General features: G+C 62.7%; 23 protein-coding genes. 4 read left to right on the forward strand and 19 right to left on the reverse strand.

The features are described from left to right. The first annotated feature begins 122 nt into the window (after positions 1 to 122). The 3 genes from CBW50_RS06180 (at position 123) to CBW50_RS06190 (ending at position 1937) form a co-directional block, all read left to right on the forward strand. Positions 123 to 557, forward strand: coding sequence for a MarR family winged helix-turn-helix transcriptional regulator (locus CBW50_RS06180; protein WP_172404688.1), 435 nt, complete (start codon positions 123 to 125; stop codon positions 555 to 557). A gap of 48 nt (positions 558 to 605) precedes the next feature. Beyond that, positions 606 to 890, forward strand: a complete 285-nt coding sequence (locus CBW50_RS06185; protein ID WP_070290811.1) for a hypothetical protein — start codon at positions 606 to 608, stop codon at positions 888 to 890. Between the two features lie 198 nt (positions 891 to 1088). Further along, entirely contained in the window at positions 1089 to 1937 is an 849-nt protein-coding gene (locus CBW50_RS06190; RefSeq protein ID WP_086144723.1) for an HDOD domain-containing protein, read from the forward strand. On the opposite strand, the gene CBW50_RS29275 is transcribed toward CBW50_RS06190, so the two are convergent. From CBW50_RS29275 to queA, 9 genes are all read right to left on the reverse strand, one after another. Continuing rightward, positions 1934 to 2092 carry a hypothetical protein gene (locus CBW50_RS29275; RefSeq protein ID WP_172404689.1) on the reverse strand — a complete coding sequence of 53 codons (159 nt, stop codon included), beginning with the start codon at positions 2090 to 2092 and terminating at the stop codon, positions 1934 to 1936. The two genes, CBW50_RS06190 and CBW50_RS29275, sit on opposite strands and share 4 nt — an antisense overlap. A gap of 199 nt (positions 2093 to 2291) precedes the next feature. After that, positions 2292 to 2918: a glutathione S-transferase family protein gene (locus CBW50_RS06195; RefSeq protein ID WP_086144724.1), complete on the reverse strand. Its 627-nt coding sequence runs from the start codon at positions 2916 to 2918 to the stop codon at positions 2292 to 2294. A gap of 89 nt (positions 2919 to 3007) precedes the next feature. Then, positions 3008 to 3709 (reverse strand): YafY family protein, encoded by a 702-nt coding sequence (locus tag CBW50_RS06200; RefSeq protein WP_172404690.1) that lies wholly within the window; start codon positions 3707 to 3709, stop codon positions 3008 to 3010. Next, positions 3706 to 4455 carry a hypothetical protein gene (locus tag CBW50_RS06205; protein ID WP_139842413.1) on the reverse strand — a complete coding sequence of 250 codons (750 nt, stop codon included), beginning with the start codon at positions 4453 to 4455 and terminating at the stop codon, positions 3706 to 3708. The genes CBW50_RS06200 and CBW50_RS06205 overlap by 4 nt, the downstream gene beginning before the upstream one ends. 74 nt (positions 4456 to 4529) lie before the next feature. Beyond that, positions 4530 to 5552 (reverse strand): protein translocase subunit SecF, encoded by a 1023-nt coding sequence (gene secF, locus CBW50_RS06210; protein WP_086144726.1) that lies wholly within the window; start codon positions 5550 to 5552, stop codon positions 4530 to 4532. A 90-nt stretch (positions 5553 to 5642) separates the two neighbouring features. After that, the gene (gene secD / locus CBW50_RS06215) at positions 5643 to 7508 is read right to left on the reverse strand and encodes a protein translocase subunit SecD (protein WP_086144727.1); all 1866 of its coding nucleotides are present in this window, start codon (positions 7506 to 7508) and stop codon (positions 5643 to 5645) included. Positions 7509 to 7604: 96 nt separating this feature from the next. Beyond that, positions 7605 to 7937 carry a preprotein translocase subunit YajC gene (gene yajC, locus CBW50_RS06220; RefSeq protein WP_076571845.1) on the reverse strand — a complete coding sequence of 111 codons (333 nt, stop codon included), beginning with the start codon at positions 7935 to 7937 and terminating at the stop codon, positions 7605 to 7607. 195 nt (positions 7938 to 8132) lie between these two features. After that, entirely contained in the window at positions 8133 to 9272 is a 1140-nt protein-coding gene (gene tgt, locus CBW50_RS06225) for a tRNA guanosine(34) transglycosylase Tgt (protein WP_086144728.1), read from the reverse strand. A gap of 2 nt (positions 9273 to 9274) precedes the next feature. After that, positions 9275 to 10330: a tRNA preQ1(34) S-adenosylmethionine ribosyltransferase-isomerase QueA gene (gene queA, locus CBW50_RS06230; RefSeq protein ID WP_086144729.1), complete on the reverse strand. Its 1056-nt coding sequence runs from the start codon at positions 10328 to 10330 to the stop codon at positions 9275 to 9277. Between the two features lie 173 nt (positions 10331 to 10503). Here queA and recG point away from each other — a divergent pair, with 173 nt between their 5' ends. Then, positions 10504 to 12606: an ATP-dependent DNA helicase RecG gene (gene recG, locus CBW50_RS06235; protein ID WP_086144730.1), complete on the forward strand. Its 2103-nt coding sequence runs from the start codon at positions 10504 to 10506 to the stop codon at positions 12604 to 12606. A gap of 11 nt (positions 12607 to 12617) precedes the next feature. Here the strand turns inward: recG and CBW50_RS30155 are convergent, their stop codons facing one another. The 10 genes from CBW50_RS30155 to CBW50_RS06280 form a co-directional block, all read right to left on the reverse strand. Continuing rightward, entirely contained in the window at positions 12618 to 12743 is a 126-nt protein-coding gene (locus CBW50_RS30155; RefSeq protein WP_264296513.1) for a hypothetical protein, read from the reverse strand. Continuing rightward, positions 12743 to 13957: an MFS transporter gene (locus CBW50_RS06240; protein ID WP_086144731.1), complete on the reverse strand. Its 1215-nt coding sequence runs from the start codon at positions 13955 to 13957 to the stop codon at positions 12743 to 12745. Before CBW50_RS06240 ends, CBW50_RS30155 begins: the two co-directional genes overlap by 1 nt. Positions 13958 to 13970: 13 nt before the next feature. Beyond that, positions 13971 to 14960, reverse strand: a complete 990-nt coding sequence (locus tag CBW50_RS06245) for a Gfo/Idh/MocA family protein (protein WP_086144732.1) — start codon at positions 14958 to 14960, stop codon at positions 13971 to 13973. A gap of 3 nt (positions 14961 to 14963) precedes the next feature. Further along, the gene (locus tag CBW50_RS06250) at positions 14964 to 15779 is read right to left on the reverse strand and encodes a DUF3025 domain-containing protein (protein WP_086144733.1); all 816 of its coding nucleotides are present in this window, start codon (positions 15777 to 15779) and stop codon (positions 14964 to 14966) included. A 7-nt stretch (positions 15780 to 15786) separates the two neighbouring features. Then, positions 15787 to 16839: a dihydroorotase gene (gene pyrC, locus CBW50_RS06255; RefSeq protein WP_086144734.1), complete on the reverse strand. Its 1053-nt coding sequence runs from the start codon at positions 16837 to 16839 to the stop codon at positions 15787 to 15789. A gap of 150 nt (positions 16840 to 16989) precedes the next feature. Next, the gene (locus CBW50_RS06260; RefSeq protein WP_226936396.1) at positions 16990 to 18438 is read right to left on the reverse strand and encodes an amidohydrolase family protein; all 1449 of its coding nucleotides are present in this window, start codon (positions 18436 to 18438) and stop codon (positions 16990 to 16992) included. A gap of 37 nt (positions 18439 to 18475) precedes the next feature. Beyond that, a complete protein-coding gene (locus CBW50_RS06265) occupies positions 18476 to 19201 on the reverse strand; it encodes an amino acid ABC transporter ATP-binding protein (protein WP_086144736.1) in 726 nt (241 codons plus the stop codon). Positions 19202 to 19220: 19 nt separating this feature from the next. Next, the gene (locus CBW50_RS06270; RefSeq protein ID WP_086144737.1) at positions 19221 to 19913 is read right to left on the reverse strand and encodes an ABC transporter permease subunit; all 693 of its coding nucleotides are present in this window, start codon (positions 19911 to 19913) and stop codon (positions 19221 to 19223) included. Position 19914: 1 nt separating this feature from the next. After that, positions 19915 to 20664 (reverse strand): amino acid ABC transporter permease, encoded by a 750-nt coding sequence (locus tag CBW50_RS06275; protein ID WP_086144759.1) that lies wholly within the window; start codon positions 20662 to 20664, stop codon positions 19915 to 19917. A gap of 98 nt (positions 20665 to 20762) precedes the next feature. Beyond that, positions 20763 to 21719, reverse strand: a complete 957-nt coding sequence (locus CBW50_RS06280; protein WP_086144738.1) for an amino acid ABC transporter substrate-binding protein — start codon at positions 21717 to 21719, stop codon at positions 20763 to 20765. Between the last annotated feature and the right edge of the window lie 193 nt (positions 21720 to 21912).

Genomic DNA, 21912 nt, shown 5'->3' on the forward strand with positions numbered 1-21912 from the left:
GGATCGGGGCTATGGCTACAGTTCGCCTATCATACCGGAGTTCGACGGCGCTGCGCCCGCCATGCAAGGCGCCCGCCCGATGCGCCGGAAAAAAGCGGGACGGAAGGATATAATCATGGCCTATGGGTGAACGATATTTAAAAAGTATCCGGCTGCTGGCCGAATGCATGCAGGGCTTCGAGCGGTTTTCCGGCGACTTCGTGCGCCAGTACGGCTTGACGCATGCGCAATTCGACATCATTGCCACGCTCGGCAACACCTGTGGCATGTCCTACAAGGAACTGGGGCAAAAAACCCTGATTACCAAGGGCACCCTGACAGGCGTCGTGGACCGGCTGGAACAAAAAGGTCTGGTAATACGCGAACGTTGTACGCGCGACAAGCGTTCCTACTTCGTACGCCTGAGCTGCGAGGGAGAGCAAGTGTTCCATGACGTATTTCCCAAGCTGACCAGACAAGGGCAGCACTTGTTTGCCGACTATACCGAAGACGATTTTATTCGTCTGGAAACGACCCTGGCGGGCCTGAAGCAGGCCATTGCCAATGGCCAAGGCTGACAATTCATCACGCAAACATCAGATTCAAACAAGACAAAGGAAAACAAGTTGAAAACCACACTGCTCGAAGGCAAAAAGCCCGCTCATTTCGATAAACACATCATCGGCAACTTGTTGCTCAACGCCAGCACGCCAGAACTGGTACGCCAGGAAAAGCTGATCATCGGCGTGCGCAATGAAGACGGCGAAATCTACCGCCTGATCGGCGCGACCAAGCACAACAGCTTCATGAACGCCGTCGAGGAATTGTTCGACCTGGGCCTGACGGATGAGCTGGAAGACAGCGACGAGCTGGTCGAGGGCTGCGATGCCATCTTCAGCGAATCCCTGTAACAACGCATAACAAGACCTGCTGCGCGGTGGCCCTGTCCAGCGCTTTGACGATCGTTGTCGTTAGAAAAGGCATGCCGCTGATCCAGTGGCATGCCTTTTGCCGTTTACGGGGGCTTTGCTTGCCTTTTGCCAGGCTGTTTGCGAAAAGATCACGGCTAAAAAGTTCCACACGGAAATATTGCGAGTATAATTTTTTCAATGAACAGACTCGACGCCTTTAAAAGCATCGCCGCACAAGCCGCTCGTGGCGAGCTGACCTTCCCCGCCAATGTGGACGCTTCGCTCAAGCTGCAGCAGGCGCTGGCCGATCCCGACTGCCATATTGAAGCGGCCGCCAAGCTGGTGCAGGCAGACCCGCTGCTGGCCGCGCGCACGGTGGCCATCGCCAATTCCGCGGCCTTCAACCGTTCCGGCAACGAGATCACCAGCGTGCGCAATGCCGTGCAGCGCCTTGGCGTGCGCACCCTGCAGTCCGTGGTGGCCTCGCTGATCGTACGCCAGCTGGGCAGCACGATTACCGATCCCGTCCTGCAAGCCAAAGCCACCCAGCTGTGGGAGCATACGGCCCATGTGGCGGCACTGTCGCAGGTGCTGGCCCGCCGCGTCACCAAGGTCGATCCCGATACGGCCCTGTTTGCCGGCATCGTGCACGAAGTGGGCGGTTTTTATCTGCTGTCGCGCGCGGCCGAATTTCCCGGCATTCTCGACGGCGAACCGCAGGACTGGATCGAACATGGCGAGCAGGCCATCGGCCACGGCGTGTTGACCAAACTCAAGGTACCGGAAGCCGTGATGCACGCCATCGATTCCCTGTGGGAGGGCTTGCGCGCCATCCCGCCCGAATCGCTGGGCGACACCCTGTTGCTGGCGAACGATTTGGCGCCAGTGGCGTCACCGCTCAACGAAAGCCCGGCCGCCATCGCCGTCCGGGCCGCCCGCGCCGCCCGCAGCATCGACTGCGTGATCGGCGACGACATGACCCTGTCGAACATCCTCGCCGAATCGGACGACGAAGTGCAGTCGCTGCTGAAGGTGCTGGTGCACTAGCGTTTCTTGCTGGCCGGTGGCGGCGCCACCGGCTTGGCTGTCTCGACGATCAGCACATGCTTGTCCACGGCCTTGCTCGTTTGCTCCTGCTTGACGACTTGCATGGCAACAGCCCGGGTACGTAACAGCGGCTTCGGATGGCGCGGCATGAACATGGCGGATTTTCCTGAAAAGAGAATACGGTCCACATGCGGCGCACTTGTCAACTTTTCAAGCTCCAGCCAAACACAAGGCAAAAAAAACCCGCTCGAAAGCGGGTAAAGTCCAAAGCTAGGGATGTCCTGAAAGAGACAGCCCTATCTTATGCCGCGCCGCCGTGCCGGCTCCGTGCGCTGGCTCACTTAGCAGCCACATTTATTCTCCTATCAGCGTCACTTCCGTTTCCTGCCAGGCACGCAACTGCCGCACGCGCGCAAACCAGGCCTGGATGTTGGCGTACTGCCCCAGCGGCAGTTGCACGCGCTCGCTGTACATCAGCGGCGCGGCCACGGCGAAATCGGCCAGGGTCAGCGCCTCGCCGCTGAGCCAGCTGCGCCCGGCCAGGTAGGCATCGAGCACGACGGCGCATTCAGCCAGGTCGCGCTCGCCGCGCGCCACCTCCAGCGGGTCCGCCGGGCCGCCGCCCGTGATGCCCTTCCATGCATGCTCCCAGGTCAGCACGCTGATGGCAGGCGCGAAATGTTGCGCGGCCCAGAACAGCCAGCGGTTGACGTCGGCACGAGCTTGCGGCGCCTGCGGATAAAGCGTCTGGCCTGGCACCTGTTCCGCCAGATATTGCATGATGGCGCACGACTCCCACAGCAGGAAATCGCCATCGGCCAGCACCGGCACCTTGCCGTTCGGGTTCAGCTCGGCCAGGCGGCGGCGGTCGTCCGCATTCATCAGGTCGACTTCCGCCAGTTCCAGCGGCAAATCAAGGTGGATCGCCGTCATCAGGGCACGGCGGGCATTCGAGGACATGGGGTGGTGGTACAGGCGCATGATAGATGGCTCCGGTGAGTGAAGAAGCCACCATCGTACGAGCCATCACTGACAGTTTTTGTCAGGAGCGTGGCTGCGCTTCCGGCGCGCTAGCTTTCAGGATCAATATCGTGCGCCTTGCGCCAGGCGTCCAGCAGCACGTGGCGCCGCGTGGGATAACGTTCGGCATGCGGTGCCACGCTGGCGATGCGGTCGATGCGGAAATGCCGGTAGTCGCCGCGCAGCTCGCACCAGGCGGCCAGCAGGCGCTTGCCCTCAAAAAAGGCCAGGGCAAAGGGCCACACCGTGCGTTGCGTCGCACTGCCGTGCTCATCCTGGTAACCGAGCGTGATTTTCTGCTCATAGCGGATGGCCTCGCGCACCGGCTGCACATAGCGGTCGGCCGGCTGCGTGCCATCGGCGGGACGCCCCAGCGGCACCCACAGGCTGGTGTCGGCCATGTTGTCGCGCAAGTCGCGCGGCGAGGCGGCGGCGATCTTCGCCAGGGCATTGCTGGCCGCCTGCGCCAGGCCGGCATCGCCCTGCCGGCGCACCCAGCGCGCGCCCAGCACGAGCGCCTCCAGTTCATCGGGTCCGAACATCAGCGGCGGCAGGAAGGCGCCGCGGCGCAGCACATAGCCGATGCCGGCCTCGCCCTGCAATGGCGCGCCCAGTTCGGCCAGGGTCTGGATATCGCGGTAAATCGTACGCTCGGATACACCCAGTTGCTGCGCCAGCTGGGCCGCCGTGACGGGCACGCGCCTGGCCCGCATGGCGTCCATCAGCAGGAAAAGGCGGCCGCTGCGGCTCATGGACAGCCCTGCAGAGCGTGGTCGCCCATGACGAGGGCAGACAGGGCTGGCACATACAGGTAGTCGTCAGGCGCCAGGCGCGCCGCGCGCGCCCCCTCTTCCACGCCCGCGATGCCGTAGCAGCGCTGCAGGCGGGCGGCGGCCGGCCACCAGTAGACGGCGGCATCCTGGTCAGGAAAGCGCTGCCGCACGACGTCCGCCAGTGCGGCGACCTGCCGGAAGTCGCGATAGAAGGCGGGCGCGATGCCCAGCTCCGCGGCAAACGCCGCTTCCTGCACTGCCACGCCGGCCAGCCGCGCGGCCAGCGCTTGCGTCTCGCGGTTCAGGTCCTGGGCCGCCACGCCCGCGTCAACCAGGGTGCGGCGCATCTGTGCCGGTCTCGCCTGCGCGCGCAGAAAAGCCGATTCCTGCAGCGCCAGCACGGCGTCTGCGGGAATGTGCTTGCGGTAAGCTGCCGGGAAGACATACAGGGCGCAGCTGCCCGCGCACACCGTGTCGATGGCGAGATCAAGCCGTAGCTGGCGCACCAGGCGTCCCAGCTGCATCGCCGCCAGCGGCTCGCCGCCGTCACTATTGATGCGCAACAAGGTCGTCTCGTGCGTGTACAACTGGCGCAGCCGGTCCGCATCGCCATCGGCAATCGCGCCGCGCATGGCGATGCTGCCGGCGTCGACACGGCTGAAATCGGCCGCGCCGGCCAGCGCCGTCACGCCGGCCATCACACCTACCCATAAAAAACGCTTCATCATCATCCATTACAAAAAAAAACGACCACCGCAAACGGTGGTCGTTCTTCATTCAACCTGCAAAAGACCTGCGCTTACACCACGGCGCCGTCGGTTTCGTCTTTTTCCTTGACCGGCTTGATCAAGTCTTCGCGCTTGACGCCCAGCCACATGGCGATGGAGGCCGCGACGAACACGGACGAATAAATACCGAAGCAGATACCGATGGTCAGCGCCAGGGCGAAATGGTGCAGGGTCTGGCCGCCGAAGACCAGCATCGACAGCACCATCATCTGGGTCGAGCCGTGGGTGATGATGGTACGCGAAATGGTGCTGGTGATCGCGTTGTCGATCACTTCATGCACGGAAGCCTTGCGCTGCTTGCGGAAGTTTTCGCGGATACGGTCAAAAATCACCACCGATTCATTAACCGAATAGCCCAGCACCGCCAGGATGGCCGCCAGTACGGTCAGCGAGAATTCCCACTCGAAGAAGGCGAAGAAGCCCAGGATGATCACCACGTCATGCAAGTTGGCGATAATGGCCGAGACAGCGTATTTCCATTCAAAGCGCACGGCCAGGTAAATCATCACGCCGATAATCACCACCACCAGCGCATTCAAACCGTTCTGCGCCAGCTCCTCGCCCACTTGCGGGCCGACGAATTCGACTTTCTGCAGGACCACCGCTTCGCTGCCGGCAGCATCCATGCAGGCGCTCTTGAGCACATGTTCGCCCTTGGCGGTAACGGTGTCGATGGCCTTGGTCGTGCCTTGCTCGGCCTTGCACAACGCTTCAAACACGCGCTGCGAGGTGTTCGCGGCGCTGACGCCCTTTTCCACCGGCAGGCGGATCATCACATCGCGCGCCGTGTCGAAACTGGTCACGCCCGGCTCTTCATAGCCCATGGCGATCAGGGTGCCGCGTATGCCTTCAAGATTGGCCGCCTTGGGGTATTTCACCTCCATCAGGGTGCCGCCCTTGAATTCCACGGACAGGTGCAAGCCCTTGTGCACCAGGAAGAAGACGGCGGCAAGGAAGGTCACGGCCGAAATGACGTTGAAAATCAACGCATGGCGCATGAAGGGAATATCTTTTTTGATCCGGAAAAATTCCATGAAATCCTCTGAGTTCTATTCTGTGCGTCCGGCGGCTGGGCCACCGGACGCGATCGCTGTTGACGCTATTGGGTGAGTCGGGGCCGTCGCTTATTTGCTGGCGCCCGGCACCCACACCGTGCCGATCGACAAGGTCGTCAGCTTTTTCTTGCGGCCGTACCAGAGGTTGACCACGCCGCGCGACACGAAGACGGAGGAGAACATTGAGGTCAGGATACCCAGGCAATGCACGACAGCGAAGCCGCGCACGGGACCGCTGCCAAAGGCCAGCAGCGCCAGGCCGACGATCAGGGTGGTCACGTTCGAGTCCAGAATCGTCGCCCAGGCGCGGTCGAAGCCGGCAGCGATCGCCGCTTGCGGCGTATTGCCGGCACGTAGCTCTTCGCGGATACGTTCATTGATCAGCACGTTGGCGTCAATCGCCATGCCCAGCGCCAGCGCGATAGCGGCGATACCTGGCAAGGTCAAGGTCACCTGAATCATCGACAGCAAGCCGACCAGCAACAACAGGTTGGTGGCCAGGGCCAGCACGCTGAAGGCGCCGAACAGCATGTAGTAGGCGATCATGAAGATGGCGATGGCGATGAAGCCGTACAAGGTCGAGTGGAAGCCCTTGGCGATGTTTTCCGCGCCCAGCTGCGGTCCGATCGTGCGTTCTTCGATGACTGTCATCGGCGCCGACAGGGCGCCCGAGCGCAGCAGCAGCGCCAGTTCATTCGCGTTTTCCGCGCCGCCCATGCCGGTGATCTGGAAGCGCGAACCGAGTTCCTGCTGGATGGTCGCAACCGACAGCACTTCCGGCTTGCCCTTTTCAAACAGCACGATGGCCATGCGCTTGCCCACGCGTTCGCGCGTCGCTTCGCGCATCTTGCGTCCGCCGTCGCCGTTCAGGTCGATCGACACGGCCGCCTGCTGGTTCTGATCGAAGCTGGCCGTGGCGCTGGAGATATAGTCGCCCGTCAGGATCACGTCTTTCGCCAGCACGACAGGCACGCCCTTGCCGACGGTGAACAATTCCGAGTTGAACGGAATGGCGCTGGACAGTTCGGTGCCGGGCACGATGGTTTCGTCGACCAGGCGCACTTCCAGGGTCGCCGTGCGGCCGATGATGGCTTTCGCGCGGGCCACGTCCTGCACGCCAGGCAGTTGCACCACGATACGGTCGGGACCTTGCTGCTGGATCAGCGGCTCGGCCACGCCCAGCTCGTTGACGCGCTTGGACAGGGTGGAAATATTTTGCTTCACGCCTTCGTCAATGGTGGCCTTCAGGGCCGCCGGCTTCAGGGTGATGTTCAGTTTCAAATCGCTGCCTTCGCCCGCATCGGCAAAGGCCAGTTCCGACATCTGGTCGGACAACACATTTTTTGCCTTCAGGCGCGTTTCCGCGTCGCGGAAGTTGATCTGCACGCTGTCGCCCACGCGCTCGATGCCGGCGTGGCGAATATTTTTGTCGCGCAACACGCTACGCGCGGCGGACTGCACGCCCTGGACTTTCTTGTTGAGTACGGCTTTCGCATCGACCTGCATCAGGAAGTGCACGCCACCGCGCAAGTCCAGGCCCAGGAACATGGGCAAGGCATGCAATTTCTGCATCCACATCGGCGTATTGGCTTGCAGATTGACCGTCACGATGTAGGCAGGGTCGCTGGCATCCGTATTCAGATCCTTTTCCAGCACCAGTTTTGCCTTGAACTGGGTATCGGGATCGGCAAAACGCACGCGCACGGAGGCGAGGTTGCCGGCGCCATCCATGGTGACACCTTCCGACTTGACGTTCTCTTTCGTCAATATTTGCTCGACTTGCGTCATCAGTTCGCCCGTCACTTTGACGGTCGACTTGCCGCTGGTTACTTGCAGCGCCGGTGATTCACCGAAATAATTGGGCGCCGTGTAGAGTGCGCCCAGCAATAAGGCGACGGCAATGATGATGTATTTCCAGGCAGGGTAGCGATTCATATTGATTCAGCGTTCAGTGTTGAGCGTCGGAGGCGTCGCGAGGGGCGGCGGGTAGCCGCCCCGGTGAATCATTGCCGAAGCAATGACAGCGAGGAATTACAGCGCCTTCAGGGTGCCTTTAGGCAGCAAGGTGGTGATGGCGCTCTTTTGCACCGTGATTTCGGTGCCGGTCGCCACTTCGATGGTGACGTAAGCGTCCACTACCTTGGATACACGGCCCAGCATGCCGCCAGCGGTCACGACTTCGTCACCTTTGGTCAGCGCATCCATCATCGCCCGTTGTTCTTTGGCGCGTTTTTGCTGTGGGCGGATCATCAGGAAATACATGACCACGAACATCAGTACCAGCGGCAGGAAGCTGGTCAGGTTGCCGCCGAAACCCAGGGCATCGGCAGGGGCTTGCGCATAAGCGTTGGAAATGAAAAACACGGTGACTCCAGTTCTAATCAGTTTGAAAAAATAGCGCTGTATTCTAGCATTGGCAATACGCCAAGCCCCCAATTGCAGGCATGGCAGCTTCAAATGGGGCTAAAAAGGCATTATGCAATGCTTTATCGCCTGCTCCAAGCATCTATCAAGAAATCCTCGGGACAAGACGCCCGTGCGCCTCGTCCTAAGCTTTTCTTAAGCACCCCGCGCCCGTTCGGCGTGAAATTGCAGCGTAAACGCGTGGAAACGGTCCTCGTCCAGCGCTTCACGCATCTGGCGCATCAGGTCCAGGTAGTAATGCAGGTTGTGGATGGTGTTCAGGCGCGCGCCGAGGATTTCCTTGGAGCGGTGCAAATGGTGCAGATAGGCGCGCGAGAAGTTGCGGCAGGCGTAGCAGCTGCAGGTCTCGTCCAGCGGCGCCTGGTCTTCCTTGTACTTGGCATTCTTGATCTTGATGTCGCCGAAACGGGTAAACAGCCAGCCGTTGCGGGCGTTACGCGTCGGCATGACGCAGTCGAACATGTCGATGCCGTTCGATACGCCCGCCACCAGGTCTTCCGGCGTGCCCACGCCCATCAGGTAATGCGGCTTGTTGGCCGGCAGGCGCGGACCCACGTGGGCCAGCATGCGCATCATGTCTTCCTTCGGCTCGCCGACGGACAGGCCGCCGATGGCGATGCCGGGGAAGTCGATTTCTTCGAGCTTGGCCAGCGACTCGTCGCGCAGCATCTCGAACATGCCGCCCTGCACAATGCCGAACAGCGCATTCGGGTTTTCGCCACGGTGGAACTCGTCCTTCGAGCGCTGCGCCCAGCGCAGCGACATGCGCATCGACTTGGCCGCTTCCTCGATGGTGGCCGGACGGCCCTGGATCTCGTACGGCGTGCATTCGTCGAACTGCATGACGATGTCGGAATTCAAGACGCGCTGCACCTGCATCGACACTTCCGGCGACAGGAACAGTTTATCGCCGTTGATGGGCGAATTGAAATGCACGCCCTCTTCCGTGATCTTGCGCATGGCGCCCAGCGAAAACACCTGGAAACCACCCGAATCCGTCAAAATCGGCTTGTTCCAGCCCATGAAACCGTGCAAGCCGCCGAATTTCTCCATGACAGTGTTGCCCGGACGCAACCACAGATGAAACGTGTTGCCCAGGATAATCTGTGCGTCGATCTCGTTGAGTTCCAGCGGCGACATGGCTTTCACGGAGCCGTAAGTGCCCACTGGCATGAAGATCGGCGTCTGCACGACGCCATGGTTGAGTTTCAAGGTGCCGCGGCGTGCCTTGGTCAGGCCGCTCGTGTCGGTCTTGAGAAGGGTAAATTCCAGCATTCTTATTCTTTCACGGGATGGGTAAGGTTCAACGGGGCGCGCGATTGCGTGGTCAGCAGCATCGCGTCGCCATAGCTGAAGAAACGGTAGTTCTGCGCGATCGCATGCGCGTAGGCGCGGCGGATCGGCGCATAGCCGGCAAAGGCCGACACCAGCATCAGCAGGGTCGACTTCGGCAAATGGAAGTTGGTGATCAGGCGCGTCACCGTTTTAAAGGCATAGCCGGGCGTGATAAACAGGGCCGTATCGGCGCTGCCAGCAAGCAGCTGGCCGCTTTGCGAGGCCGATTCCAGCGCCCGCAGGCTGGTTGTGCCGACAGCGACCACGTCGCGCCCGGCCTGCTGCGCGGCGCGCACGGCGTCGACGGTTTCCTGCGGCATGGTGTACCACTCGGTATGCATCTTGTGCTCGGCCAGCACTTCCGTGCGGACGGGCTGGAAGGTGCCGGCGCCCACGTGCAGGGTGACATAGGCAAAGTTGACGCCCTTGGCCTTCAGTTGATCGAGCAGGGCCTGGTCGAAATGCAGGCCCGCCGTCGGCGCGGCGACAGCGCCCGGCACCTTGTTGAAGACGGTCTGGTAGCGCGTTTCATCGAATGCATCCGCATCGTGTTCGATGTAAGGCGGCAGCGGCAAGCGGCCATGCGCCTCGATCAGCTCGAACACGTCGGCCTCGAAGTGCAATGTGAAAAATTCGCCGGCGCGCTGGCCGACCGTCACGTCGAAGGCGTCGGCCAGGCGGATGCGGCAACCGGGCGGCGGCGATTTCGAGGCGCGCACCTGGGCCAGCACCGTGCGGTCGTCCAGGACGCGCTCGACCAGCGCCTCGATCTTGCCGCCGCTTTCCTTGACGCCGAAGAAGCGCGCTTTCAGCACGCGCGTGTCGTTCATCACCAGCAGGTCGCCCGCGGCTAGTTGTCCGACGATGTCAGAAAACTGGCGGTCGACCAGGGTGTCGCCGTCCAGCTGCAACAGGCGCGACGCGCTGCGCTCGGCCAATGGTGTTTGCGCAATATTTTCTTGCGGCAAATTAAAATCGAAATCGGAAAGCGAATACATGGCTTCAAAAGTACGTCAAAAATGATTAGGAATGCGTAACTGGGCATCTGGCACTATACTGTGCGCCTATACAGGCATTACAATGATCCGCCGCAATGAATATATGACTGCGGCAAGCACAGGATGTGCCGGCCAACCCTCTATTTTACGCTAACGGCATCAAAACCTTGCATATGCCCGATTCCAAGCCCGATCTTCCTCCCACCGCCAAGCCTGTTGCGAAGCCGAAAGCCGCCAAAAAAGTGGTCAGCACGGAAAGCAAGCTGGCCAGACTGGGCTTGCGCACCGATATGGACCTGGTGCTGCACCTGCCGATGCGCTACGAAGACGAGACCAAGGTGTACACGATACGCGACGCCTGCCTGCGCGGCGGCGAGTCGTGGCAGGTCGAAGGCGTCGTCACCAAGTGCGAAGTCAGCTTCAAGCCGCGCAAGCAGCTGCTGGTGACGCTGGCCGACGAGACGGGCGATCTGCTGCTGCGCTTCATGAATTTCTACGGCAGCCAGGTCAAGCAGCTGGCCGAGGGCACGCGCGTGCGCGCCCGGGGCGAACTCAAACATGGCTTTTTTGGCGCCGAGATGGTGCACCCGACGTACAAGGTGGTGAACGAGGGCGCGCCGCTGCCCACGGCCCTGACCCCCGTGTACCCATCCGGCGAGGGCCTGTCGCAGCACGTGCTGCGGCGCGAGATCGCCGACGCCATGCGCCGCATTGACTGGCAGGACACCTTGCCGGACCAGCTGCTGCGCGACATGCGCTTGTCGCCGTTTCAGGCGGCCGTGCGCCTGCTGCACTATCCGCCCCAGGAAATCGACGAAAGCGCGCTTTCCGACCGCTCGCACCCGGCCTGGGTGCGCATGAAGTTCGATGAACTGCTGGCGCAGCAGCTGTCGCTGAAACGCGCCCAGCGCGCGCGCCGCTCGAAAGGCGCCGCCTCCTTGCCCATCGTCGGCACCCTGTCGGAAGCCTTCGGCGCCGCCCTGCCCTTCAAGCTGACGGGCGCGCAGGCGCGCGTGCTCGAGGAAATCCGCGCCGACCTGCGCCAGCCGTATCCGATGCAGCGGCTGCTGCAGGGCGACGTCGGCAGCGGCAAGACGGTCGTCGCCGCCCTGTCGGCCACGCAGGCCATCGACAGCGGCTACCAGGCCGCGCTGATGGCGCCCACGGAGATCCTGGCCGAGCAGCACTTCCGCAAGATCGCCGCCTGGATGGAGCCGCTGGGCGTCAAAGTGGCGTGGCTGACGGGCAGCCTGAAGAAAAAGGAAAAGACGGCGGCGCTGGCCCTGATCGAATCGGGCGAGGCGCAACTGGTGATCGGCACGCATGCGCTGATCCAGGATAACGTGCTGTTCGCCAAACTGGGCCTGGTGATCGTCGACGAGCAGCACCGCTTCGGCGTGGGCCAGCGCCTGACCCTGCGCAACAAGGGCGACAGCGCGGCCGTGCCGCACCAGCTGATGATGTCGGCCACGCCCATCCCGCGCACCCTGGCCATGACGTATTACGCCGACCTGGAAGTATCGGTGATCGACGAGCTGCCGCCCGGCCGCAGCCCCATCGTCACGCGCGCCATCGACCAGAACCGGCGCGACGAAGTCATCGCCCGCGTGTATGCGGCCGCGCTGGAGGGCCGCCAGGTGTACTGGGTCTGCCCGCTGATCGAGGAATCGGAAGCGCTGCAGCTGCAGACGGCCACCGACACCTACATGATGCTGGCCGAGGCCCTGCCCGCACTGCAGGTGGGCCTGGTGCACGGCCGCCTGAAGCCGGCGGAAAAGCAGGAGGTGATGGATGCCTTCATCGCCGGCCAGATCCACGTACTGGTGGCCACCACCGTCATCGAGGTGGGCGTCGACGTGCCGAATGCCTCCCTGATGGTGATCGAGCACGCCGAGCGCTTCGGCCTGTCGCAGCTGCACCAGCTGCGCGGCCGCGTGGGGCGCGGCTCGGCGGCCAGCGTCTGCCTGCTGCTGTACCAGGGTCCGCTGGGCGGCGTGGCGCGCCAGCGCCTGATGACCATGCGCGAGACAACGGACGGTTTTGAAATTGCCCGGCGCGACCTGGAAATCCGCGGTCCAGGCGAATTTCTCGGCGCGCGTCAGTCCGGCCAGGCCATGCTGCGCTTCGCCGACCTGGAAACGGACCAGTGGTTAGTAGACCAGGCCCGCGACGTGGCGCACGATCTGCTGCACGCCACCACGGCCGCCGCCGCGACCACCGTCGAAGCGCACCTGGCGCGCTGGCTGGGCGGGAAAGAGGAGTTTTTGAAGGTGTAAGGCCCGGCGCCCTACATGCACATCCAGAAGCGGTTTGCCAGGTCGAGCATGAAGTCGGGCCGCAGATAGGCAAGGAAGACGATGGCCAGCAGCACGGCGCCAGCCAGGCGCCATAGCCATGCGCGCCAGCTGGCCATTACGCGGCCACCGCCACGCGCTTGACCGCGCGCTCGTCGATCGGCAGGTTGATCAATGCGGCCAGCAAGCCCAGGCCGATGGTGATCAACCACACGACGTGGTAACTGCCCTGGTGCTCGTACAGGTAGCCGCCCAGCCACGCGCCGAGAAAGCTGCCCACCTGGTGCGAGAAGAACACCATCCCTGCCAGCATCGACAGGTGTTTCACGCCAAAGATGCCGGCGATGATGCCGTTCGTCAGCGGCACGGTCGACAGCCACAGCACGCCCATGGCGGCGGCAAACAGGTACACGGACCACGCCGACAACGGCGCCAGCAGGAAAACGGTGATAACCACGGCGCGCGTCACATAGATGGCCGACAGCAGATAGCGTTTCGCGATTTTCCCGCCGAACTTGCCCGCATAGTAGGAGCCGACGATGTTGAACAGACCGATCAGAGCCAGCGCCGTGACGGCGACATTCGGATTCATCAGGCCCTGGTCCTTCAGATAGGCCGGCAAGTGCACGCCGATGAACACCAGCTGAAAACCGCAGACAAAATAGCCAGCCAGCAGCAGCCAGAACGAACGGGTACCGACTGCTTCGCTGAAGGCGGCGCCAACGCTTTGCTGCGCCCCGCTGGCGTGCGAAACGGGCGGCTCGCGCAGGTAGGAGGCCATGGGGATCATGGCCAGCAGCACCAGCGCGGCCAGCACATAAAAGGCATTTTGCCAGCCCACGGCGGAGATCAGCTGCTGCTCCACCGGCATCATCAGGAACTGGCCGAACGAGCCGGCCGCAGACGAGATGCCGAAGGCCCACGAGCGCTGCTCTGGCGGCGCACTGCGCCCGATGATGCCGCTGATGGCGCCAAAGGCCGTGCAGGCCAGCGCCAGGCCGATGAAGATGCCGGAACCGACGATGAACAGGGTGGGCTGCGTCACCAGCGCCATCCAAACGAGGCCCGCCATGTAACTGATGGCGCCAACGATGACGACGCGCATGGTGCCGAAACGGTCGGCCGCCATGCCGGCGAACGGACCGAAGACGCCCCACATCAGGTTTTGCATGGCCAGCGCCAGCGAATAGGTTTCGCGTGTCCAGCCGTTGGCTTGCGAGATCGGCTGCATCCAGAAGCCCAGGCCGTGGCGCACGCCCATCGCCAGGGTCAAGACGACGCCGCTGGCGATCAGGACGGTTTTCAGGCTGGGACGGGAAGAGTGCAATGTCATGGAATATTCCTGCTTAGGCCTGGTCGGCACGGTAAACGAGACCGATCTGGCCGCGCATGGTGTCCAGATTATGCATGAGCGCCACGCTTTCCGCTTGCGGCATGACGGGGCTTTCCAGCAGGCCGGCGCGGATGCAGCGCATCGCTTCGATCGCTTCATGCGCGTAGCCATTGCCCAGATGCGGCGCGGCGACGACGCGGCGCGCGCCATCCATCGCTTCGACGATCAGGTGATCGGGCTTGTAAAACCGGTTCGGCAGGCGGATGCGTCCCAGGCTGCCGGAAATGGTCATTTCCGTCGGCGTTTGCGCGCGCAGGCTGCAGGCGCAGGATGACGTGCCGCCACCCGCGTGCAGCAGCGAGAACACCACCTGCTCATCGACGCCGGTGGCGCCCGTCTCGGCCAGCGCCTGCACGGCCGACACGGGTCCGAGAAAGAAGGCCGCCATCGACAGCGGATAGATGCCCACGTCGAGCAGCGCGCCGCCGCCGAGCTCGGGATTGAACATGCGGTGCTCGGGCGGGAAACTGGCAACAAAGCCGATATCGGCCTGCACCTGCCGCAGCACGCCGATTTCGCCGCTGGCGATGATGCGCCGCGCTTCCTGCACGGCGGGCAAGAAGCGGCTCCACATCGCTTCCATCAAAAACAGCTTTTTCTCGCGCGCCAGGTCAACCACGGCCTGCGCTTCGCGCGCGTTCATCGTGAACGGCTTTTCGCACACGACGTGCTTGCCGGCGGCCAGGCACATCAGGGCGTTTTCCGCATGCAGGGTATGCGGCGTGGCGATGTAGATCACGTCCACGTCCGGGTCCATGGCCAGCGCCTGGTAGGAACCGTGGCAGTGCTCGATGCCGAATTCGGCGCCGAAAGCCTGCGCGCCGGCGCTGCTGCGCGAAGCGACCGCCACCAGCTGCGCACCGGGCGCGTCACGCAAGCCATCGGCCATTGCGCGGGCGATCTTGCCGGTGCCGAGGATGCCCCAGCGGATGGTGTTTTCCATGCTCTACTCTCTTTCTGCGCCAGCCGCCTTGCGCTTCGGGCGGAACACCGCCGCGTCATTGTAAAAATCGTCGTCCTGGCCCTCGCACCAGCCGGGCAAACCCAGCACAGGCAGCGGCGTGAAGTCCGCCGTGGTCAGGCCTTGCTGCGCCAGGTCTAGCGCCACCCGCTCGTCAAGCCAGGCGCGCCGTGCAGCATCGTCCAGGGTGAAATAGGCGTCGCCGGCAAAGATCACGCGCGTATGCGCCGTGATGGCCTTGCGCGGCGCCACCAGTTTTTCCATCAGCGCGTGGCCGAACAGCCAGACTTCGGCGTCGCCGCCCACGCCAAATTTATCACGCTGCGCGATGAACGCGCTGCGCCAGTCGTGCCCGCGCAAGGCCGCTTCCAGCGCGCGCCCCGCATCGCTGTCGCGCAGTACCAGCAAGGCGGAGTTCTCGTCGAAAATCGTCGCACCGTCGCGCGCGGGACCGCGCGATTTGCCGACGCCGGACAGGGCGATCTGCGCCGCCTGCAGCGCATTCAATTGCCGCTTGATACGCGGGAAGGTGAGCCACACGAGTGCGTTGAAAAAATCATGCAGATTGTCGCGCGTGGGCACGCCGCCCGTGGCGCCGATGAACTCCTCGTAGGCCACGCCTTCGGGCAGGTCCGCCTGCGGCACGAAGGCCAGCGGCAAGCCGGACGGATTGCGCAGGCCCAGCGCCTGCGCGCGTCCGTTGAGCGCGGCAATCACCGTGTCGCGCTGCAGGTCCAGCTGCCGTCGCGCCGGCAGCACCGTGGCAAACCAGGGGCGGGTCCAGTCTATCGATGGCAGCATGGAGAGATCAGACCATTTTCCAGTTGATCTGCTCGCCCGCGTTGAGCGGAATCACGTGGCTGTCGCCCAGCGGCAGCGAGGCCGGCAAGGTCCAGCTTTCGCGGCGCAAGGTGATGGTGTCCGTGTTGCGCGGCACGCCGTAGAAGGCCGGGCCGTGGAAGCTGGCAAACGCTTCCAGTTTATCGAGCGCGCCGGCGCGTTCGAACGCTTCGGCATACATTTCCATCGCGTGCAGGGCCGTGTAGCAGCCGGCGCAGCCGCAAGCCATTTCCTTGGCGCCCTGCGCGTGCGGCGCCGAGTCGGTGCCGAGGAAGAAGCGCTCGTCGCCGCTGGCAGCCGCCGTCATCAGGGCCAGGCGGTGCTCTTCGCGCTTGAGGATGGGCAGGCAGTAGTAATGGGGGCGGATGCCGCCCTTGAAAATCTCGTTGCGGTTGTACAGCAGGTGATGCGCCGTGATGGTGGCGGCGATCGGGCCTTCCGCTTCGGCCACGTACTGCGCCGCATCCTTGGTAGTGATGTGCTCGAACACGACGGACAGCGCCGGGAAGGCGCCGCGCAGCGGGCGCATCACACGTTCGATGAAGACGGCTTCGCGGTCGAAAATATCGATTTCCGGGTCCGTCACTTCGCCGTGCACGAGGAAGGGCATGCCCACTTCCTGCATCACTTCGAGCACCTTGTAGCAATTCTTCAAATCCGTCACGCCCAGGTCGGAATTCGTCGTGGCGCCGGCCGGATACAATTTGACGGCTTGCACGATGCCGCTGTCCTGCGCGCGGCGAATTTCATCGGGCGAGGTGTTGTTCGTCAGATACAGCACCATCAGCGGATCGAAGTTCACGCCTTCCGGCACGGCGGCCAGGATGCGCGCGCGGTAGGCCGCGGCATCGGCCGTGGTGGTGACCGGGGGTTTGAGGTTCGGCATGACGATGGCGCGGCCGAACTGGCGCGCGCTGTGCGGCAGCACGCTGGCCATGACGGCGCCGTCGCGCAAGTGCAAATGCCAGTCGTCGGGACGGGTGATGGTGATGGAATCTGGGGTGTGATCGAGTGTGGACATGGCGGCTGCTCTCAGGCGGTCATTGCGGATAGCGCCATTTTACCAGCCGCGCGCGCGCCCCGCCCGCCGGGAAGGCCGGTATGCGACGCCTGCCAGAGAACAAAACGGCCTGTGCGCACCGGCCGTTTTGTTCTCCTGAGTACCTGCGAATCAGGACTTGTCCGGCACCGCCTCCTGCTGCGCCACCCAGGCGCGCAGTTCGGCCAGCATGCGGTCCAGCGCGGCGCGGTCGTACACATGGCCGCGGCTGACCATCAGGCGGATCTGGCGCGTGGCGCCGATATCCTGCAGCGGGTTCGCGTCGAGTACCAGCAAATCGGCCGCCTTGCCGGCCGCCACGCTGCCGTAGCGGTCCAGCTTGCCCAGGAAACGGGGGCCGTTGATGACGGCCGACTGCAAGGCCTGCTGCGGCGTCAGCCCGTACTGTACATACAGGCCGATCTCGTCGTGCAGGGCCTGGCCCGGATAGTCGAAGGAATTCAAAAAGCCCGCATCGGTGCCGGCGATGATGCTCACGCCCTGCTGCTGCAAAATCGGCAGCAGCTTTGCCGATTGCTCGAACTGCGCGTGGCGCTGGGCGATCGCTTCCGGGCCATCCTTGGCGGCGCGCTGCACGCGCCAGTCGTAGGTGGCGCGCAAGCCTTTGCCGATGTACTGCAAGGCCGGATCGTGCGTGTGGTCTTCGCGGTCCAGGTAAGCCGTCACGCGCGAGCCCCACAGGGTCGGCACGATGGCCGTGCCGCGCGCGGCCAGGTAGCTGAAAGCCTTGCGCGCCGTCGGCTCGTCGTAGCTTTGCACGCTGGCGCGCATCGCTTCCTTGCCCGTCATCGCGCCGGCGGCCACCTTGGCGGTCAGCTCCTGCTCGCGCGGCGTGGTGGCACGCAGCAGATATGATTGATGCTCGATCGTGCCCAGGCCCGCATCGGCCATCTGCTCCAATGTGAGCTGCACGGGGATATGGCCCGAAGTGCGCATGCCCCGTTCGCGTGCCTGGTGCAGCGCTTCCAGGTACAGCTCCGGTTTCAGGGTGTTTTCCGTGATCTTCACGAAGTCGACCTGCTGCGCCTGCAGGCCGTCCAGCGCGCGCGTGACTTCCTGCGGCGTGCCCACTTCGATGGTGCCCTTCCACAGCGGCTTGATGCCTTCGAGCTTCGCGCCGGAAGTAAAAATCGTCGGGCCTTGCAGCTGGCCCGCGTTGATCTGCCGGCGCCATGCCAGCACCGTGTCGGGCAAGTCGCCCGAACAGTCGCGCACCGTGGTGATGCCGTGCGCCAGGTACAGGGGCAACAGCTGCTTGTTCTCGTCGATCAGCTCGGGGCCGCCGCCGAAATGCACATGCGTATCCCACAGGCCCGGCATCAGATATTTGCCGGGCAGGCGGATGGTCTGCTTCGGCGCGTAGCTGCGCAGCTGCGCGTCATCGACGACGGCGACGATGCTATCGCCCTTGAGCAGCACGGTCTTGCCCTTGACGGCGCGGCCAGCGGCAACGTCGATCACGGTGGCATCGCGCAGAGCGATATCGATGGCGATCCTGTCAGCCGCGTGGGCATGGGCCAGCATGCCCAGCGCCAGCATGGCGCCGGCGATTTGTTTCATGTCAGGCATTCGCACTCAACTTCAAAGTAATGGAAAATTAATGGATGATCTTGGCGAGGAAATCGCGCGCCCGGTCCGAACGCGTCGTGTTGAAGAAGTCATCCTTGCTGCAATCCTCGATGATCTTGCCCTGGTCCATGAAGACGATGCGGTTGGCCACGCGCTTGGCAAAGCCCATTTCGTGCGTGACGACCATCATCGTCATGCCTTCCTGCGCCAGGCCCACCATCACGTCAAGCACCTCGTTGATCATCTCCGGGTCGAGCGCCGAGGTGGGCTCATCGAACAGCATGGCGATCGGATCCATCGACAGCGCGCGGGCGATCGCCACGCGCTGCTGCTGGCCGCCCGACAGCTGGCCCGGGAATTTATCCTGCTGCGACAGCAGGCCTACGCGGTCCAGGTATTTCAAGCCCTTGGCGTTGGCTTCATCGGCGCCGCGGCCAAGCACCTTGATCTGGCCGATGGTCAGATTTTCGCGGATGGACAGGTGAGGAAACAGCTCGAAATTCTGGAACACCATGCCGATGCGCGCGCGCAGTTTCGACAGATTCGTCTTCGGGTCGTTGACGGCGATGCCGTCGACGATGATCTGCCCCTGCTGTATCGGTTCAAGGCCGTTGACGGTCTTGATCAGGGTCGACTTGCCGGAACCGGACGGGCCGCAAATGACCATCACGTCGCCCTTGGCGACCTTGGTGGTGCAGTCGGTCAGTACCTGGAACTGGCCATACCATTTGCTGACGTTATTGAGTTCGATCATCTTATTCTTTCTTTTACGGTTAGCGAATGATGGCGACGCGTTTCTGCAGGCGTTTGACGAGGAACGACAAGGCATAGCACAGCACGAAATACACGACGGCGACAAACACGTACATCTCCACCAGGCGGCCGTCGCGCTGCGCGATTTTCGATGCTGCGCCGACGAAATCGGGGATCGACAGCACGTACACGAGCGACACGTCCTGGAACAGCACGATGGTCTGCGTCAGCAGCACGGGAATCATGTTGCGGAAGGCCTGCGGCAGCACGATGCTGGCCATGGTCTGCCGGTAGTTCATGCCCAGCGCCTGGCCCGCCCACACCTGGCCGCGCGGAATCGACTGTATGCCGCTGCGCATGATCTCGCAATAGTAGGCAGCCTCAAACATGATGAAGGTGATCAGCGCGGACGAAAACGCGCCCACTTTCACGGGTTCGCTGGCGCCGATGATCCAGGCGGCGATATACGGTACGAGGAAGTAGAACCAGAAGATCACCAGCACCAGCGGGATCGAGCGTATCAGGTTGACGTAGGTCGACGCCACGCCCGAGACGATGCGGTTGCCGGACAGGCGCATCAGCGCCAGCAAGGTGCCCAGCACGATGCCGCCCACCATGGCCAGCGCCGTCAGCTGCAAGGTAAACACCATGCCGGTCTGGAACAGGTAGACCCATGAGCGGGAGATGACGTCGAAGTCGAAGTTACCGAACATATCAGTGTCCTCCCGTCTTGGCGCCGGCGACGATGAAGCCCGGGATGGCGACCTTTTTCTCGATCAGGTGCATCAGCACCACGACCAGCAGGTTGACGACGATGTAGATGATGGTGGCGGCCGAAAATGCCTCGAACACCTGGAAAGAAAACTCCTGGATGGCGCGCGCGCTGGCCGTCAGTTCTATCAGGCCGATGGTCAGCGCCACGGAACTATTCTTGATGATGTTCAAAAATTCGCTGGTGAGCGGCGGCAGGATGACGCGCGCGGCCATCGGCAGCAGAATAAAACGGTAGGTTTGCGGCAGGGTCAGTCCCAATGCCGTGCCGGCCAGTTTCTGTCCGCGCGGCAGCGCCTCGATACCCGTCGTCACCTGCACAGCCACGCGCGAGGATGTGAAAAAGCCCAGGCACAGCACGGCCGTGACGAACGGCGCATTCGGCAACGACTTGACCCAGGCGCCCAGATCCGGCGGCAGCAGTTCCGGCATGACGAAATACCACAGGAACATCTGCACCAGCAGCGGCACGTTGCGGAACAGTTCGACGTAGGCATTGGCCACGCCGACTATCCATTTATTCGGCAGGGTGCGCACCGTGCCGATCACCAGGCCCAATATCAGTGCCATGATCCAGGCCGCACCCGCCGTGGCCAGGGTCCACGTCAGGCCGGACCACAGCGTGTCCATATACGTGCCGACGCCATCGGGAGATATCTCCCAGAAAATGCGCCAATTCCAGTTGTAATTCATGATCATCCTTCCCGTGCAGCTCCAGGGGCGCGGCCAGCCAGCCACCCGCCCCGCAAATGAATCGGGAGGCTTGCGCCTCCCGGTTTGTTACGCAGTCTTTACTTTTTCCGTTTGTCCGAAGTCTTCTGCGCTTCCGGCACGGCCGCATACGCGGCCGGGTCACCGGAGTCGGTCGGATTCATGAACACGGCTTTCAATTGCGGCGGCATGGGGAATTTCAGGTTGATGTTTTTCGGCGGGATCGGCGACGTGAACCACTTGGCGTAGATGCGGTTGATGTCGTCGCTCTTGTACAGGCGAATCAGCGCGTCGTCGACCACTTTCTTGAAGGCCGGGTCGCCCTTGCGCAGCATGATGCCGTACGGTTCGACGGACAGCGCTTCCTTGGTGATTTCGTAGTCGTTCGGGTTCTTCGAGTTGGCCACTTGCGACGCCAGCAAAATGTCGTCATTGGCCTCAGCCACCGCGCGGCCCGTTTCCAGCATCAGGAAGGACTCAGGATGATCCTTGCCGACGGCAATGGTCATGCCCAGGTTCTTTTCCTTGTTCAAAATCGTCATCTGCTTGATGGTCGACGTGCCGGCCGTGGCCACCAGGGTCTTGCCGCGCAAATCTTCCAGGGTCTTGATGTTCGAGGATTTTTTCGACAGCACGCGGTTGCCGATGACGAACATGGTGGGGGCGAACGCCACCTGCTGCTGGCGCTCCAGGTTATTCGTCGTCGAGCCGCATTCGAGGTCGATGGTGCCGTTGGCCATCAGCGGGATGCGGTTGGCCGACGTGACGGGGCTCATCACCACTTTCAGTTCGCTCAGGCCCAGGTGCTTTTGCAGGGCCGTGACGACTTTCATGCACAGGTCGATCGAATACCCCTGGTATTGCTGCTTGTCATCGAGATAGGAGAAGGGCACGGAGCCGTCACGCACGCCGAGGGTGACGGAGCCGGCTTTCTTGATCTTGGCCAAGGTGCCGGTCAATTCCTGGGCCTGGACTGGCGACATGCTGCTGATGACACCGACGCTGAGCAGCGTGGCGATGATTTTGGTCAATTTCATAAATTCTCCTGGGCGGACAAACCGGATGTACTCCGAACGAAACAACTGTGGTGCAGACGCCACCAATGGAATTAATTTTATTTCATTTTCAGCGCCGGACCAGCCGTTTTCTGCGATTGCCGTCAAATAGGCGCTATGCGCGCGCCTGAATCAGGGCGCGTGTAGCATTTTTCCTACTGATTTCCCCCCCGCG

Origin of the sequence: Janthinobacterium sp. GW458P (assembly GCF_002127585.1) — a bacterium.
Classification (GTDB): Bacteria; Pseudomonadota; Gammaproteobacteria; order Burkholderiales; family Burkholderiaceae_D; genus Janthinobacterium.

Excerpts from the sequence above, each read along its gene's own strand:
- CBW50_RS06180 (WP_172404688.1), top strand. The coding sequence starts at position 123 with ATGGGTGAACGATATTTAAAAAGTATCCGGCTGCTGGCCGAATGCATG.
- CBW50_RS06190 (WP_086144723.1), top strand. The coding sequence starts at position 1,089 with ATGAACAGACTCGACGCCTTTAAAAGCATCGCCGCACAAGCCGCTCGT.
- CBW50_RS29275 (WP_172404689.1), bottom strand. The coding sequence starts at position 2,092 with ATGTTCATGCCGCGCCATCCGAAGCCGCTGTTACGTACCCGGGCTGTT.
- CBW50_RS06195 (WP_086144724.1), bottom strand. The coding sequence starts at position 2,918 with ATGCGCCTGTACCACCACCCCATGTCCTCGAATGCCCGCCGTGCCCTG.
- CBW50_RS06200 (WP_172404690.1), bottom strand. The coding sequence starts at position 3,709 with ATGAGCCGCAGCGGCCGCCTTTTCCTGCTGATGGACGCCATGCGGGCC.
- CBW50_RS06205 (WP_139842413.1), bottom strand. The coding sequence starts at position 4,455 with ATGAAGCGTTTTTTATGGGTAGGTGTGATGGCCGGCGTGACGGCGCTG.
- secF (WP_086144726.1), bottom strand. The coding sequence starts at position 5,552 with ATGGAATTTTTCCGGATCAAAAAAGATATTCCCTTCATGCGCCATGCG.
- secD (WP_086144727.1), bottom strand. The coding sequence starts at position 7,508 with ATGAATCGCTACCCTGCCTGGAAATACATCATCATTGCCGTCGCCTTA.
- tgt (WP_086144728.1), bottom strand. The coding sequence starts at position 9,272 with ATGCTGGAATTTACCCTTCTCAAGACCGACACGAGCGGCCTGACCAAG.
- queA (WP_086144729.1), bottom strand. The coding sequence starts at position 10,330 with ATGTATTCGCTTTCCGATTTCGATTTTAATTTGCCGCAAGAAAATATT.
- recG (WP_086144730.1), top strand. The coding sequence starts at position 10,504 with ATGCCCGATTCCAAGCCCGATCTTCCTCCCACCGCCAAGCCTGTTGCG.
- CBW50_RS30155 (WP_264296513.1), bottom strand. The coding sequence starts at position 12,743 with ATGGCCAGCTGGCGCGCATGGCTATGGCGCCTGGCTGGCGCCGTGCTG.
- CBW50_RS06240 (WP_086144731.1), bottom strand. The coding sequence starts at position 13,957 with ATGACATTGCACTCTTCCCGTCCCAGCCTGAAAACCGTCCTGATCGCC.
- CBW50_RS06245 (WP_086144732.1), bottom strand. The coding sequence starts at position 14,960 with ATGGAAAACACCATCCGCTGGGGCATCCTCGGCACCGGCAAGATCGCC.
- CBW50_RS06250 (WP_086144733.1), bottom strand. The coding sequence starts at position 15,779 with ATGCTGCCATCGATAGACTGGACCCGCCCCTGGTTTGCCACGGTGCTG.
- pyrC (WP_086144734.1), bottom strand. The coding sequence starts at position 16,839 with ATGTCCACACTCGATCACACCCCAGATTCCATCACCATCACCCGTCCC.
- CBW50_RS06260 (WP_226936396.1), bottom strand. The coding sequence starts at position 18,438 with ATGAAACAAATCGCCGGCGCCATGCTGGCGCTGGGCATGCTGGCCCAT.
- CBW50_RS06265 (WP_086144736.1), bottom strand. The coding sequence starts at position 19,201 with ATGATCGAACTCAATAACGTCAGCAAATGGTATGGCCAGTTCCAGGTA.
- CBW50_RS06270 (WP_086144737.1), bottom strand. The coding sequence starts at position 19,913 with ATGTTCGGTAACTTCGACTTCGACGTCATCTCCCGCTCATGGGTCTAC.
- CBW50_RS06275 (WP_086144759.1), bottom strand. The coding sequence starts at position 20,664 with ATGAATTACAACTGGAATTGGCGCATTTTCTGGGAGATATCTCCCGAT.
- CBW50_RS06280 (WP_086144738.1), bottom strand. The coding sequence starts at position 21,719 with ATGAAATTGACCAAAATCATCGCCACGCTGCTCAGCGTCGGTGTCATC.